Origin of the sequence: Sphingobacterium corticis (genome assembly GCF_042684745.1) — a bacterium.
Taxonomy (GTDB): Bacteria; Bacteroidota; Bacteroidia; order Sphingobacteriales; family Sphingobacteriaceae; genus Sphingobacterium; species Sphingobacterium corticis.
This window is the reverse complement of record NZ_JBHUMA010000004.1, coordinates 545,831-561,122: the sequence shown is the minus strand read 5'-3', so window position 1 is coordinate 561,122 and position 15,292 is coordinate 545,831. Positions and strand designations below refer to the sequence as shown.

11 protein-coding genes are annotated in these 15,292 nt (G+C 41.5%); 6 read left to right on the top strand and 5 right to left on the bottom strand.

From position 1 onward, the window contains the following. The first annotated feature begins 9 nt into the window (after positions 1–9). The 4 genes from ACFSQ3_RS03735 to ACFSQ3_RS03720 all read left to right on the top strand — a co-directional run bounded on the left by ACFSQ3_RS03735 (position 10) and on the right by ACFSQ3_RS03720 (position 4,486). Positions 10–1,107, top strand: a complete 1,098-nt coding sequence (locus tag ACFSQ3_RS03735) for an acyltransferase family protein (RefSeq protein WP_380867590.1) — start codon at positions 10–12, stop codon at positions 1,105–1,107. Then, complete coding sequence (locus tag ACFSQ3_RS03730) at positions 1,091–1,846, top strand: WecB/TagA/CpsF family glycosyltransferase (protein WP_380867587.1); 756 nt, start codon at positions 1,091–1,093, stop codon at positions 1,844–1,846. Before ACFSQ3_RS03735 ends, ACFSQ3_RS03730 begins: the two co-directional genes overlap by 17 nt. 48 nt (positions 1,847–1,894) lie before the next feature. After that, a complete protein-coding gene (locus tag ACFSQ3_RS03725) occupies positions 1,895–3,277 on the top strand; it encodes a nucleotide sugar dehydrogenase (RefSeq protein ID WP_380867585.1) in 1,383 nt (460 codons plus the stop codon). 105 nt (positions 3,278–3,382) lie between these two features. After that, complete coding sequence (locus ACFSQ3_RS03720; protein WP_380867583.1) at positions 3,383–4,486, top strand: glycoside hydrolase family 26 protein; 1,104 nt, start codon at positions 3,383–3,385, stop codon at positions 4,484–4,486. 72 nt (positions 4,487–4,558) lie between these two features. On the opposite strand, the gene ACFSQ3_RS03715 is transcribed toward ACFSQ3_RS03720, so the two are convergent. Beyond that, complete coding sequence (locus ACFSQ3_RS03715) at positions 4,559–6,109, bottom strand: capsule assembly Wzi family protein (protein ID WP_380867582.1); 1,551 nt, start codon at positions 6,107–6,109, stop codon at positions 4,559–4,561. A gap of 295 nt (positions 6,110–6,404) precedes the next feature. Between ACFSQ3_RS03715 and ACFSQ3_RS03710 the strand changes: the two genes are divergently transcribed. Further along, the gene (locus tag ACFSQ3_RS03710) at positions 6,405–7,403 is read left to right on the top strand and encodes a mannose-1-phosphate guanylyltransferase (RefSeq protein WP_380867580.1); all 999 of its coding nucleotides are present in this window, start codon (positions 6,405–6,407) and stop codon (positions 7,401–7,403) included. A 72-nt stretch (positions 7,404–7,475) separates the two neighbouring features. Beyond that, positions 7,476–9,032 (top strand): gliding motility protein RemB, encoded by a 1,557-nt coding sequence (locus ACFSQ3_RS03705; RefSeq protein ID WP_380867577.1) that lies wholly within the window; start codon positions 7,476–7,478, stop codon positions 9,030–9,032. 68 nt (positions 9,033–9,100) lie between these two features. On the opposite strand, the gene ACFSQ3_RS03700 is transcribed toward ACFSQ3_RS03705, so the two are convergent. The 4 genes from ACFSQ3_RS03700 to ACFSQ3_RS03685 all read right to left on the bottom strand — a co-directional run bounded on the left by ACFSQ3_RS03700 (position 9,101) and on the right by ACFSQ3_RS03685 (position 15,279). Continuing rightward, positions 9,101–9,601: a hypothetical protein gene (locus tag ACFSQ3_RS03700; protein ID WP_380867575.1), complete on the bottom strand. Its 501-nt coding sequence runs from the start codon at positions 9,599–9,601 to the stop codon at positions 9,101–9,103. Positions 9,602–9,746: 145 nt separating this feature from the next. Next, positions 9,747–11,555: a RagB/SusD family nutrient uptake outer membrane protein gene (locus tag ACFSQ3_RS03695; protein WP_380867574.1), complete on the bottom strand. Its 1,809-nt coding sequence runs from the start codon at positions 11,553–11,555 to the stop codon at positions 9,747–9,749. A gap of 23 nt (positions 11,556–11,578) precedes the next feature. Then, positions 11,579–14,677, bottom strand: coding sequence for a SusC/RagA family TonB-linked outer membrane protein (locus ACFSQ3_RS03690; protein WP_380867572.1), 3,099 nt, complete (start codon positions 14,675–14,677; stop codon positions 11,579–11,581). A gap of 29 nt (positions 14,678–14,706) precedes the next feature. Next, a complete protein-coding gene (locus ACFSQ3_RS03685) occupies positions 14,707–15,279 on the bottom strand; it encodes an ATP/GTP-binding protein (protein ID WP_380867569.1) in 573 nt (190 codons plus the stop codon). Positions 15,280–15,292 lie beyond the last annotated feature (13 nt).

Sequence of the window (15,292 nt, the reverse complement as noted above, 5' to 3'; positions counted from 1 at the left end):
ATAAATAGTATGCAATTAGATAACAAAAACATTGCCCAGCTCGACGGCATCAGAGGAATATCTATTCTGATCGTGTTCTTCTCACATTTGGGCTTCGGTCACTTAATCCCGGGTGGCTTTGGAGTAACGGTGTTCTTTTTCATCAGTGGATTTTTAATTGCCAAATTGCTGATGCATGAATTGGAAGAATCTAAAACTATAAACTTTCGAAATTTTTATATTAGGCGCGCGTTTAGGCTTTATCCAGCGCTACTCTTTTTTGTTGCATTGATCGTTAGTTTTCTTCTGCTGCATAAAGTAAAGATTATCCCATCTCAGATCTTCGCCGCTTTATTTTATTTTGAAAATTATTATTACGCGTATCTAATCGACTACAAAGAAGTACATTCATTGTACCTTTCTTTCAAAATCCTTTGGTCATTATCTATCGAAGAACATTATTATTTATTCTATCCACTTTTCTTGTATTCGACTTACTCTAGAGTGAAATTACACACAATTTTGTCTGTGATTTTGTTGATTACGCCATTGGCGATAAGATTGTATAATGTGGAGATTTACGAAGAAAAAGGTATTTACGAGAAATACAACTACGCTCTGACTCATACGCGTATAGATGACATATTCTATGGATCATTTTTAGCTTTTTTGCTATTTAAGCACAATGCATCGGAGAGTATATTTAGATTCTTAACAAATAGGTTGGTGCTCCTAATTAGCTTAATATGTTTAACGGCGACCTTCATTTACAGAGATGATATATTTAGAGAAACTTGGAGATACACCATTCAAGGTATCTGTCTAGCGCCACTAGTAACCTGGGCTATGTATGGAGGTAAATCGATTGTTGATCAATTGTTTCTTTCCAACAGAGTATTTATTTATATCGGACGATTAAGCTATTCGATCTATTTATTCCATTGGTTAGCGATTCCGTTAGCTAGTTTATATTTCAGAAGATTTGGTTTGGAATGGCAGCTGTTTGTTTTTGCCGTTACGATTGCGCTATCACTTTTTTCTTACTACAAAGTGGAAATGCCTTTCGTGAAGCTACGTAAGAAGTTTGGTTCTAATGTTAAAGTGAAAATTGATGAAAAGAACAGTTAAACTGTTAAACATAGATATTCTAGATATCAGCACGGAGGAATTATTGCAATCTTTCGATGAAGGTGTGCTGATTACGCCGAATGTGGATCATTTGATTAAGCTGCAAAAGGATGCAGAATTGTATCAAATATATCAGCAAACCGATTGGGTCATCTGCGACAGCAAAATTGTGCAACTTGGTTTAAAATTCTTAGGGAAACCTGTGAAAGAAGTGATTCCCGGTTCCTCATTCTTTCCGGCTTATTATAATTTTCATCGCAATAACGAAGCAGTTAACATCTTTTTGATGGGCGCTGCGGAAGGTATTGCAGAGAAAGCTGCTGCGAAGATCAACCAGAAGGTTGGGCGCGAAATTGTAATCGATCATTATTCGCCTACTTATGGTTTTGAAAAAAACGAACAAGAATGCTTGGATATTGTCGACAAAATTAACCAATCCGGCGCAACGGTGTTGGTAGTTGGTGTAGGTGCTCCAAAGCAAGAAAAGTGGATTTTTAAATACAAGCATTTGATGTCCGGCGTGAAAGTTTTTATGGCGCTCGGAGCAACAATCGATTTCGAGGCGGGAACACTAAAACGTGCGCCTGTTTTGATGCAGAAATTGTCGTTGGAATGGCTTTACAGAATGTGGAAGGAGCCGGGTCGACTTTGGAAGCGATATATGGTTGATGATTTGCCATTTTTTACCTTGATATTTAAAGAAAAGCGTGGTGTTTATAAGAATCCCTTTGGGAATTAGTGATATTTTAGCATAAATGATTTTTTCATTTTTATAATAATTAGATAAATGAGCAAAATTAAGAAGATAACTTGTATTGGCGCAGGATACGTAGGCGGACCTACGATGTCGGTAATTGCGCAGAAAAATCCAAATATTGATATTACGGTAGTTGATTTGAACCAAGCGCGTATCGCAGCGTGGAATGATGAAAACTTAGAGAATTTACCTGTTTACGAGCCGGGATTGGATGCCGTTGTGCAGGAAGCCCGTGGCAGAAATTTATTTTTCTCGACTGACGTGAACAAGGCGATCGCTGAAGCAGATATGATTTTCATTTCGGTGAATACGCCAACCAAAACATACGGAAAAGGGAAAGGACAAGCTGCGGATCTAAAATATATCGAGCTTTGTGCGCGTCAGATCGCTGAGGTGGCTACCTCCGATAAAATCGTGGTAGAAAAATCCACTTTGCCGGTTCGTACCGCGGAAGCTTTGAAATCGATCTTAGATCATACCGGAAACGGCGTGAATTTCCACATCTTATCGAACCCGGAATTCTTGGCGGAAGGTACAGCTATTACAGATTTACATAATCCGGATCGCGTATTGATCGGTGGAGAAAACGCAGAAGCAATTGAAGCGTTGGTACAAGTTTATGAAGCTTGGGTGCCGCGAGAGCGCATTTTGACTACGAATTTATGGTCTTCGGAGCTTTCCAAATTAGTAGCTAATGCCTTTTTAGCGCAGCGCGTTTCCAGCATTAATGCCATTTCAGAATTGTGCGAAGCAACCGGAGCGAATGTCGATGAAGTTTCCAAAGCAATTGGACAAGATTCGCGTATCGGATCGAAATTCTTAAAAGCTTCGGTTGGTTTCGGTGGATCTTGTTTCCAAAAGGATATTTTGAATTTGGTGTACATCGCGCGTTCGTATAACCTGCGAGAGGTAGCCGATTACTGGGAGCAAGTGATTTTGCTGAACGATCACCAGAAAACGCGTTTCGCAGAGAAGATTATTCAAACGATGTACAACACGGTAAACGGAAAGCATATTGGTTTCTTGGGTTGGGCGTTTAAGAAAGACACAAACGATACTCGCGAATCAGCAGCGATCTACGTGGCTGACCATTTATTGGCGGAAGAAGCGACAGTTGTGGTTTATGATCCTAAAGTAACCGCAGAGCAGATTTACCGCGATTTGGATTATTTAGGCACACGCTCTCCGGAAGATAATCGCCGATTAGTACGCGTCGTGAATGATCCTTACGAAGCTTTGGCAGGTGCTCATGCTGCGGCCGTATTGACCGAATGGGATGAATTCAAAACGTACGATTGGACACGTATCAAGGCGGATATGAAGCGTCCATCATTCGTTTTTGATGGCCGTAAGTTGCTAAATAGATCAGAATTGGAATCGCAGGGCTTCGCGTATTACGCAATCGGCGAATAAAGCTATTTGCGCATCAGCACAGAATAAATCAAATGGTAAAACGTTTTAAAGGAGGGTTCGCCCTCCTTTATTTTTATATCGAGTATCCATAAACAAAGCAAAACGATGAATATGATAGATACAAACATACATCACATTTCCGCACAATTTCCCTCAAACAATTACATTACCAATAGAACCCGGCAGCTGCTTCATAATTTGGTGAAGATTGGTCGTAGTGATCAAGTTATTTTAGGTCATCAAAGCACAAATACTTTGTCGAGAACGGGTTGGCGAGGGTTGGACGAGAGTGATTTCAAAGATGTGACCGGACAGTTTCCGGGAATGGTCGCTTACGACATCGGTGGGATCGAACGTGGAAATGATCGAGTTTGGTTAGATGGAACTACTTCGCGCGTGGTGGATGCTATCAAATATGCTTATGGAAAAGGACTTTTGGTTTCTATTTCGTGGCATACCAGAAATCCAATCGATGTGAATTATGATCAAAAAAACCGCGCCGGTAATGGAAAGGTAAAAGATTTTGGGAACACAGTTAATAAAATCTTAAACGATAAAACGATACAGCAAACGTATTTGAAATGGCTGGATATGCTGGCGACATTTTTCGATCAATTAGTGGACGATAGCGGGGTTGAAATTCCAGTTTTGTTTCGTCCTTTCCACGAATGCACGGGTAAATGGTTTTGGTGGGGAACCGAGCGCTGCACCGATGAAGAATATATAAAACTGTATCGACTGACACACGAATACTTGAGTAAACAAAAGGGCGTGAACAATATTCTTTGGGTGTATAATACAGACCGCGTGTCTTCCGAGGAAGAGTATACAAAGCGGTATCCCGGGAACGATTACATTGATTTATGCTCGATGGACTTCTACGATTATGAAAACTATAAGCCCGACGTTTTAAAAGCTAGATTGTCTAAATCATTGGATGCTATGCGTAGCGCATCTAAAAAGCTAAATAAATCGTATTTTATTGCTGAAGGTGGCAAAAAGAATAATACGGATGTCAGCTACTTCACTTCTCGATGCACCCAGTTCTTTCCAAAGGATTTGGTTGCGTTTTGTTTTTGGGTAAACAGCAAAAACAATTACTATGTACCATTCAAAGGCGATCCGAATGCGGAGGATTTCAAAAAGATGATTCGCCAAAACAGTCTTCTTTTGGAAAACGATGTGAGAAAATTGAAGATTTACAGTTAGCTAAAAGCAAGAAAGATTACCATTCGATAATCTTTCTGCTGGGTATTTTCCTGAAAGGCTGTAAGGCGTGGGTTAAAACTCGCGCCTTACATGTAATAATAGTCCGGAACCACTTCTCAACATTTTCCCTTGATCAATGGCAAACATGCCGCCGATCCATGTATTTGAGAAGAATTGTTTTTCGGTTTGCACGAAGGCAGAAAATTGGCTGACCGGAACAAACATCTCACTATGTGGTTGGTGGAATGTTCTACCAGTTGATTTGCCATATTCGCTTGTCGCGAATGTACCATAATGTTTTGCATAGGTAATTTTCGTGAGCACATTCCAATCCTTGATATGTCCGCTGGCACCGACATGCGCGGCAACAACGCGATTGCTAATGAAGAAATCGTGTGGAAATAATGCTTGACCGGGGCGAGCGGTATGTCCTGTGATGATCAATGGTGATCCCATACCTGCATCCTTGTAAGACCAACCTTCCAAATATTCGGAGTTGTTGTAGTAATCTTCGTCACCGGATGCGGTCGGTTTCGACCACGGATAACCTGCTTGATCTTTGGAATAGAAGAATTCAAATAATAACGATCTCCAATCCCAGTCTTTTTGAGTTTTTCGATATTGGTTATTGGTCAATGTAACGCCATTCAATCCATCCCGAATGTTCGCCAATTTGGATAGCGCACCCACATCATAAAAATTTTGTCGATAAGCCATTAAGGTAACCGGACCGAAATTATACGACGCACCGATATCTACTGATCCTTGGTGGTTTCCAATTTTGGAACGTGGGATCGGATTACCTTGTCCGCCGTAAGCTCGGCCGAACGTGACGTAAGATAATGTTTGGAAAAAATTCAAGTCAAAGTCACGACCATATCTATCGGCCTCTCCGCCCCACTGTACCTGATGATTAAATCCTCCGAAAAGTTGCAATTTCCAATCTGCTCGACCCAAACGACCATATAATGATTTTTGGTGCATATAAGTCGGAACACTATAATCATCGGTCGGTACCCGAAATGAGGACGGCTTCAATTCGTGCCGACCCATATAACCATTCGCGAAATTACCTTTGAACGATAACAAACCATCGAACCAAGGCAATCTGTAGTATTCAGGAATACTAATTTCGAATTTAGGCACCCCAAGTGCATTTCCTGATACGGCAAAATTACCTGAAGTTAACAATGTATCTCCGTTCAAACCCATCACGTCTTTGCTTCTGCCTAATCGCGCTTCAAACATAGCAAATCTAACTTTCGCGTGAGCGTCGATCAGTTGTCCTTGAAACTTGTGTCCAACATTCGCGCGCGCTTCCAAGCCGTATCCCCAATCCCAAAGTTTGTTATCGTTTGCTTCGCGACCTCTCCATTCGCCGGGTTGGTTGTACTCCTTAAATCCGCGAAGCAAAACACTTCCTGATCCGCCATCGAGCGGAACCGATCCAAACTGATTGGAACGCATCCAAAATGGAGCTACTTCGTCACCAGCATATCCACCCATTACCTGCACAGATAATCCAGAACGGCGGGTGGTATCTTTTTCTATGGTCGACTGCGCATGAAGGGTTCCTAGCGCAATCGAAAAAGCGCCCGTGAGGGCGATAATGCTTTTTTTCATGAGTTAATGTTATGCTTAAATATAAAGAATTGCTAAGCAGGTGGCAAATTAATGTTACGCTAATTCGATTTAATAACCGCTTAAGAAAGCTATTCTGGGAATAATTCGCGTATTAAAAAATGCTTATTAAGTAATCTATCGGTTGAAAATATGTATCTTTCAATAATTTTAAAAAACATTCACACGTCGAACGATATGTGTCTTGTTTGTAACAATTTGGTAAACGCAATGTTTTCTCGCAGCATGTGCAAACGATCGAAAAACATCGCATAACATTAATAAAAACTAGATTTCCGTGAGCAACGTTATCCACGTAATTTTGACAGGCGGTGTTGGTAGCCGATTGTGGCCATTGTCCCGAAAAAGTAATCCAAAACAATATTTAAAACTTTTCAAAGAAGGCTCGCTATTCGCGATGACCGTCAATCGAAATCAAGCATACTGCGATCAGGTGACTGTTGTGGGAAATTGTGATAACCATCAGTTGAGTAAAGAAGTGATGGACGCGCAAAGTATTCAATACACCGATGTTGTTGAAGCTACCCCTCGGAACACCGCCGCCGCTATTGCATTTGCAGCTTTCGCCGCTAATCCAGATGATATTCTGATTGTTACGCCGTCTGATCATGTAATCGTAGGCGAACAAGCTTACGGCGACTCCATTCGTGCAGGTATTGAAAAGGCACGTCAAGGTTATATTGTTACTTTCGGTATTAAACCTACACGCCCAGAAACTGGCTACGGGTACATTGAGTTTCAGGAAGATCAAGTGCTATCATTTCGCGAAAAGCCGAATCAGGACACAGCGGAAGATTTCATCGAACGCGGTAACTTCTTGTGGAATTCTGGGATGTTCTGTTTTCGAGCGGATACCTTACTACACGAATTGCAACAGTTCGAACCACAGGTTTATGCTGCTGCATTAGCTACATGGAATAATCAATCCGACGGACGTTTGGATGAAGCATTATCTAAAAAAATACCTTCGATTAGTATTGATTACGCGGTAATGGAGCGTTCTAAAAAAATCCGTGTTGTAGCTACAGAGTTCGCGTGGTCGGATTTAGGTTCTTTCGAATCTTTATACGATTATTTGGTAGAAACAGGTCATCCGGTAGACGAAAATGGGAATATGGTATTAGGTTCTGATCTTTATACAGCGTTTGTCGGTTTGAAAAATACGATTGTTGTTTCTACTTCGGATGCGATGCTGTTCGTGCAAAAGGAGAAATCGCAGGACGTGAAAAAGGTTTACAATACCTTAGAAAAACATCAATCAAAATTGATTGACTAATACACATTACATCTTGGGTGTCCAATCGCTCGAAAAAAGCGTATCTTCGAAACTTACAATAAGTACGTTTTGATGGATACGCTTAACTTTGGGAAATCGCTGGCGAAATGGTTCGTTTGTATATTTGTGATTGCGCTATTGAATGAGGCAAGAGCACAGATTAGCTATCAACCTTATTCTTACCAACGATATCATTATTTTCAAAAAGAACGCTACGCGGATACTACGTTGGGGCACACGGCTGTCAAGCCTTTAGTTCAACGTACGTTGGGCGATTTTGATCTGTCGCCGGGATTGCCTGATTCTACGAAAAATTGGTTTCTTCGAAAAATATTTGACGAGCATTTGGTGCAAGTTGTAAAGGAGGACCATAGTTTTTACTTGGACTTCCTGCCGGATTTCATCGTTGGAACGCAAAGCGGAACACATCAAAAAAGCTTATGGACGAACACACGTGGGGCGCAAGCCGGACTCACGGTCGGCGATAAATTTTCACTTTACGTCAATTTCTTCGAAAATCAAGCTCGATTTCCGACGCATATTGATAGTGCTGCTAAGCGAATTGGAGGTATTCCGGGGCAGGGTTTCTCTAAAAACGTCGAAACTAGTCGATTTGACTGGATGAATGCGACGGTAAATATGACTTATGAGGTAAATCCAGCGCTTCGGATGACGTTAGCGTACGATAAAATGCATATTGGAGATGGTTATCGTTCGGTTTTGATGTCCGAAAGTCCATATAATTTCGCACACGCTCATGTCTCCGGAAAAGTCAAGAAGTTTCAATATAATAGCGTTTGGGGAACGATGCTTGACCGACATAATCCAAGAACTTACGCCGGCGATACAGCTGCATTCACAACTCGGCTAGGTGAAGGAATTAAATTTGCAGCTTTTCAATACGTGGATTATTTGGCGGCAGATAATTTCACCGTTGGGTTATTTCATTCATTGATTTGGGCGCAAAGTGATGCTTCGCATGATGGCGGTGCTAACGGCGGTTTGGGCTTGAACGTCAAATATCGGCCGTTCCCAAAATGGATTGTTTATGGTCAATTGTACGCGGATCAGCTGTCGAAGTTTAACTTCAATAAGGATAAAGACCGTCGAACTGCTTACCAGTTAGGTTTGAAAACACATGATTTGTTTCAAGTAGACCGTCTGAATATAACGCTCGAATTTAATCAGGCGGCACCATATACCTATCAGCATCCTAATAATAGAATTAATTACAGTAACAACGGTGAATCGATTGCTCATCCAAACGGAGCAAACTTTCGCGAAGTGCTTGGTATTCTTACCTATCGATGGAAACAGTTCGATTTTTATGGCCAAAGTATGTTTTCTCGTTATGGTGTTGATCCAAGTGCGTCGACGAACGTTGGACATGACATTTTGCGGAGCGATATGAGCGACGCTGCATTTCGAATCGGCCGGGGCGACCTTCGTAATTTATTCTACAACGAAATTAGAGCAGCTTACATTCTGAATCCAAGATATAATCTTCGCGCGGAGATAGGCTTAATTAATCGTATTGAGGATGCGCCAAATAGTATCGGTAGAACGACAGCCAATATTTTTACTATCGGACTTCGATCGAGTTTCAGAGCTTTTCAAACGGAATATTAATATCTAGAAAGGAAAAAGCGTACGCCGATTAAGGCAATACGCTTCATTTAGATTTTGGTTCGAAAGAACTAGCGAGATTCGTTCAGAATGACTGTTCCATCATGTTCCTTCTTTACAATCAATGCTAAGCTAGAACGCGTGCTATCCGGCTGCTGTGTTCCGCTTTCCCATCGATATGTTAATACTACTTCGTTCGGCTCAGATTTCCTCAAACTGATTGGTTTTACCGTGTTGCGAGTGTTTGTATTGGGCGCTACTACTGCAATAACGTAGTTTTTGTCGAAATCTACTTCTACCGCCTCAGGGTGCTCGTGTGTGCAATAGAAGATGCTATCAAACTTGGCTTTAGTTTCTATTTTCGGGTTGTTAAGTGTGCCTGTATAAGATGGACGCACCAAGAAATGTTCAGCTGCGGTATAATCGATGTGCATATTGTCGTCGCCAGTAGCTGGTTCCTCCAAAGCGGGATCAATTTTTTGTTCATTTCCGTTAGTAGGTCCATTATTACACGAACTCATCATCAAAATGGCTGCGCTAGCAACCCCGAATAGTATTCCTGTTTTTTTCATATCTATCTGAATGGTGTCTTTTTATAACGCGGATTCACATAGAAATGTTTGGATTTCCGTAATAACGTGTTTGACTTCGATACGTGAAGAAAGAGAGGCGCATCAAAGTTGATGCGCCTGAAAAGTAATTTTGAACAGTCTAACTTTACCAGCCTGGATTTTGAACGAGATTTTCGTTTTTAAGTATTTCATTATTCGGGATAGGGAATAAATAATCTCTGTTGGCTCGGAAGATGCGATTTTCTATTACTGTTCTTTGGTAGAACGCATCTCCATCTCCTTGTAAGTTCAGTCCATAGATCGGTCCGTTATCGGTAGTCGCAGCGATTTTCCAGCGGCGCGTATCAAAATAACGCACACTCTCGAAAGATAATTCCACACGACGCTCTCTGCGGATGGCTTCACGCATTGCTTCCTGAGACGCAGGTACTGGAATGCCTGTGGATCCTAATACAGGTACACCAGCTCTGGTTCTGATTAGGTTCAAGTAACGTAAGATATCTGCGTTGCCTGGGCTTGACTCGTTCAAAGCTTCTGCGTAATCCAAATAAACATTTGCTAAGCGTAATAATAGAGCACCTCTATTGTTGTTGTTAGCAGCAACATTTTTACGAACTGTATATCCAGTTGGCGTCACGTCAGATGTACTTTGCACACGGCCAGAATTGCCATTGTAATTGAAATTGGAAACTACTGCTGTCGAGCTATTTGCTTGATTCAACCAATAAGCCCCGTTATAAGTGATACCTACATAGAATCGAGGTTCACGATTGGTGTAAGCAGCGTAGGTAGTACGGTTGGCGACATCAAATGGTGCACGAAAGCTAACAAAGCCCGACGAAACATAGCCAGAAGCAGCGTTTTCAATCGGTAAGCCGTTACGCATATAATAAGCATCTACAATGGATTGTGTAGCACCATGCGCACCACCACCCTGCGCAGCTGAAGGAAATCCTACATGCTTAGGCGTACGATCGTACTGCATATTGTTGCCACTATTCGAACGAGCAAATATCCATTCTTTGTTCCAATCTACGGTCATTACGTTACGACAAGCTAAATAAGCGGCCTGAAAGGGGTCGGCGTTGGTGACAGTATATAGATCATAATAGTTAGGCACAAACTCATCTAAGAACGCTTTTGCAGCATTTGCGGCCTCGGTCCATTTCGCGACATCTACGCTTTGACTATATAGTGGCGTACCATCTCTATTCGCCACAGATGCATAATCCGGGTTCCCATTGAATAAGGGACTGGCTTGTAACAGTAGTGCCTGTGCTTTGTACGCTTTTACGATACCCTTGGTGATGCGGCCAAACTCATCGTTGGCAGGTAGGTAAGGCAGATCGTTGTACGCTATATCCAATTCGGAAACAATGAAAGCGATACATTCATCGAACGGAGTTCTGCTCAATTTTAGATCTTCAATCGGCGCGTCTAAGTCTAGCACTTGATCGCCGATGAGAGGTACGGCGCCGTACATACGAACTAAGAAAAAGTAATATAATGCGCGCAATGCTCTTGCTTCTGCTTTATAAGTGGTTTTCATTAAATCCGTTACCTCAGAGGCATTGGCTCCGTCGATATTCGCCATAAAATACGATGCGTTTCGAATGCCTCTGTAGTAGTTCGTCCAATAACCTGCAACAGTCCCATCCGTGTTAGCCCAAACGCTGCGGTTCATGTTATTGGCGTAATTGAAATCCCAAGTGTATTCTGAATCATCAGATGCAGCGTTCCATGGACCAGAATTTGTTGTGCCAACAAAACGTTGCGCGTGCTCATTTGGAAGTGTATTATATATGTTGGCAAGAAAGCGATCGGTATTGACCTTCGATTGAAAAATCTTATCGATAGTTATAACGTCATCTGGTACTTGATCCAAATAATCCTTACAACTTGTTGTTACGAACATCGCCGTGAGGATCAGACAAAGATTGATTAATTTTTTCATGTCTTATGTATTAAAACGGGTAGTTAAAATGATGCTTGAACACCTAAAGTAAAAGTCCGGATGTTCGGATAACGAGAACCATTAGAAGTATTTAATTCTGGATCCCATAGTTTAAATTTACTCCACGTAAGCAAATTGTATCCCTGTAAGTATATACGAGCATTTTTTAGTAACAAACGATCTGCGGTAGTCTTCGGAAGGTTATATCCTAAGTCAACTGTCTTCAAGCGAAGAAAATCTATATCTTTAACCCACCAAGAGGATGCTACTGCATTGTTTCTGTTCGCTGTATTACCATATGCTAGACGTGGATAGAATGGGTTTTCTAAAGGGTTTTCTTCTGTCCATCGATCTTCTGCTATAGCAAATAAGTTGCTGCGTTCAGCTCCAGTACTGTTGTTGAACGGTATAATGCCATCACCCGAAATTAAACGCTCTGCTCCGGAAACACCTTGGAAAAATCCTCCTATGTAAAACTGTTTGTAGGTGAAGTTGATCCCGAATCCAAAGATATGGTTAGGAACGTCACCATTACCAATTCGAGTAATATCGTTTGCATCAACTATGCCATCGCCATTCAGATCCCTATAACGAATATCACCAACACGCTGTTGCCCTAGAGCGGACTGGTTTGCATGTTGATCAATTTCTGCTTGAGATTGGAAGAGACCGTCGGCTACGTAACCGAAACTAGATAAATAATTTACTCCGCGACGTTCCATATAAGAGAAAGGCTGTTTTGGCATGTCGTTCTCAATCACCTTATCACGGTTAAAGGTATAGGTTCCGCGCATATCAACAAATAGGTTTCCGATTGGGAATGGAGTAAGTTCCAAAGTGGCATCAAATCCTTTATTCTCAATAATTCCCAAGTTACCCCAGGGAGCGGTATTTAGCCCGACAAAGTTTGGTAACGATTCTCTTTGCAGAAATACGCCACTACGACGTTCCTTGAACAAATCAACTACTAAGGATAGCTTATTTTGTAATGTGTTTATTTCGATACCTAAGTTTTGCTTGTGAGCTTCTGCCCAACGCACATTAGTACCGTAATCGGTAATAGCACCGCCTGCATATCCAACATTATTAGTTCCATTTCCAAACGTGTATCCGCCTCCATCTACATTCGTGTTTACCAAAGTCAAGTAGCCGAACCGTCTGCCTCCGTTACCGCCATCGCCCACAATACCGTTGGAATAACGTAACTTTAGAAAATTGATCGTTTCTGCCAAAGGCTGGAAGAATTTCTCGTTAGACACCACCCATCCTAAACCAAATGAAGGGAAAAAGCCATATTTAAAACCTGGTGCAAAATTTTCTGAACCATTATAACCAAAGTTACCTTCAAAGAAGTATTTGTCTTGGTATCCATAAGTCAAACGACCTACTAAACCCTGCTGGCGATACGGCAAAGATGACGTCACTGAATTTGCAAAAGCGCGTACTTCTTCACGTTGATTATACAAGATCATGGCGGTTAGACTGTGATCATCAGCAATAGTGGTGTTATAGTTAAACGAAGCTTCTGTGTAGAATTGACGATTGGAGTCGTTAGCTCTTCCAAAACCTAAGTCGTCAGACCCTTGAGAAATGATGTTCAATATAGGGTTTCCGTTTTCATCGTAAGGGAATAGCCTGTTGATGAGATATGTACTTCTTGTGCGTGTACGATCTATGCGGTGCGAATTCCAAATATCGAAAGAGTATAGAGCATTAAATGTCAAACCTGGCACCCAAAATCCTAGATCTTGAATTAATCTAGCATTCGACATGATTTGATTGCGGAAAGTATTTTGCGTTCCTGTTTGTGAAATCTGTCCGTATGGATTTGGTTGAGCGCCTGCGGAACTTACACCAGGAACAAAGCCACCTGGGTACATTTGTGGATACAAAACCGGGTTGGTTTGCATTACGTTCGCAAATGCATCTTGTGGATTTACACCCGGATAATTTAGGTTGGAAATATATCCTTGAATACCTAATTCAAACTTAGTAGTTTTTGTCCAATTCATTCCTACGTTGGACGTAAAGTTGTAACGTTTGAAGCGGGTTGATGCATTATAGCTTTGTAAGGCATCGGTGTTCAATAGGGCAGTTTCATCGTAGTAAGCACCCGAAATGTAGTAGTTAGCGAAATCGGATCCGCCACGCGCACTGAAATTAGCTCGCTTATTGTCGGACATATCATTGAACAAAGCGTCCATCCAATTTACATTTGGATATAACAAAGGATCTGTTCCTAAGATAGTATTGTTAATGTAATTATTGGAATATTCCGGTGTCATGCCTGACGCGCGTTGTGCTTCATTGCGAAGCAACATATAGGTTACCCCATCGGTTAACTCTGGACGACGAGTAAATGCCGTGATACCTTGATTGTAATTAAACATCAAAGTGGGTTTGCCACTATTTCCCTTTTTAGTAGTAATTAAAATAACTCCGTTTGCTCCTGCGACACCATATACAGATGTAGCTGCTGCATCTTTTAGTATGGAGAATGATGCAATATCTTCTGGATCAAAACTATTTATGTCACGTCCCTGAACACCGTCAACGACAACCAAGGGACCTGCATTATTACCTGAACGATTAAATGTGGAGATACCGCGAATCCATAAATCAGCACCATCGGCTCCGGGTAAACCAGTCCGTTGCACACCAACTAAACCTGCGATGCGCCCAGCAAGCGTTGCACTCAAATTTGCCACGGGTTGCTTCAAATTGTCTACGTTTACACTCGATTGTGCACCAACAACTGAGATTTTCTTTTGCTGACCAAAGCCAACGACCACAACTTCGTTGATACTTTGATCGTCCGCCTCCAATGTTATATTCAGATTCGTGATGTTACCTATTCTAGATATGTAAGTTTTATATCCAACGAAATTGAAGATTAATGAATCTCCGCGAAGAGCTCGGATTCTAAAATCTCCCAGATTTCCAGTCACTTGGGTTTCTCCGGTGGTTTTATTTTGTACGGTTACACCGGTTAGGGCAACCTCCAACTCGTCCCTGACAATCCCGGACACAGTTGATTGCAAGTTTTCCTGTCCAAAGGCGTTATTAGCCAATAGGATAGTGATAAAACTAGCAATCATGAATAGTAAATTTCTATTATTCATAATTGTTTGTATTGATAGTGAAATGGTTATTAGTCGGTTTTGCGGTTTGGATCATAGATCAATCGCCACTCAGCCATCTGGAATAATCCACTGCCACCACGAATGGCTTTTATATTCAATCTGTAATACCTATACAAGGTGGAGTTGTCTATGTCAAAGCGCGCTTTTTGCAAACGTGATGTAAACATGTAATCGGTTTTGGAATCGATTACCGTCCAATTCTCCAAATCGTTCGAACCTACTAAGTCCCAAGTTTTTGGATCTCTATCTTGCGCATCATTGGCAGACGCCAAAATGTATGCTGATACGGCAATACCTCCTGGGAATCGCAATTGCATATAAAGATTTTCTCGATAAGGATTAATTAAAAATTTCGAATTGTAGTCGTTATCGACCAATTTGAGGGACCCCTCGTTGGCACCAGCCCCGCCGGAATTTTCAAAGTTGACGGAAATCGTGCCGGAAGAGGTAATGTCCATTTCTGGCTCTTCTTGCTCAGGAAGCAGTTCATACTGCCGAACTTCTTCCTTTTCGCACCCTCCCATTCCGAATGTTGTAATCCCAATAAATAGCGCATAGGCTAACTTGGTTTTGATTTTCATAAAAGGTAGTTTT

What these genes read in the sequence shown, in the direction of transcription:
- ACFSQ3_RS03690 (WP_380867572.1), bottom strand. Translation starts at nt 14,677, where the DNA reads ATGAATAATAGAAATTTACTATTCATGATTGCTAGTTTTATCACTATC.
- ACFSQ3_RS03685 (WP_380867569.1), bottom strand. Translation starts at nt 15,279, where the DNA reads ATGAAAATCAAAACCAAGTTAGCCTATGCGCTATTTATTGGGATTACA.
- ACFSQ3_RS03715 (WP_380867582.1), bottom strand. Translation starts at nt 6,109, where the DNA reads ATGAAAAAAAGCATTATCGCCCTCACGGGCGCTTTTTCGATTGCGCTA.
- ACFSQ3_RS03725 (WP_380867585.1), top strand. Translation starts at nt 1,895, where the DNA reads ATGAGCAAAATTAAGAAGATAACTTGTATTGGCGCAGGATACGTAGGC.
- ACFSQ3_RS03700 (WP_380867575.1), bottom strand. Translation starts at nt 9,601, where the DNA reads ATGAAAAAAACAGGAATACTATTCGGGGTTGCTAGCGCAGCCATTTTG.
- ACFSQ3_RS03705 (WP_380867577.1), top strand. Translation starts at nt 7,476, where the DNA reads ATGGATACGCTTAACTTTGGGAAATCGCTGGCGAAATGGTTCGTTTGT.
- ACFSQ3_RS03735 (WP_380867590.1), top strand. Translation starts at nt 10, where the DNA reads ATGCAATTAGATAACAAAAACATTGCCCAGCTCGACGGCATCAGAGGA.
- ACFSQ3_RS03720 (WP_380867583.1), top strand. Translation starts at nt 3,383, where the DNA reads ATGAATATGATAGATACAAACATACATCACATTTCCGCACAATTTCCC.
- ACFSQ3_RS03695 (WP_380867574.1), bottom strand. Translation starts at nt 11,555, where the DNA reads ATGAAAAAATTAATCAATCTTTGTCTGATCCTCACGGCGATGTTCGTA.
- ACFSQ3_RS03730 (WP_380867587.1), top strand. Translation starts at nt 1,091, where the DNA reads ATGAAAAGAACAGTTAAACTGTTAAACATAGATATTCTAGATATCAGC.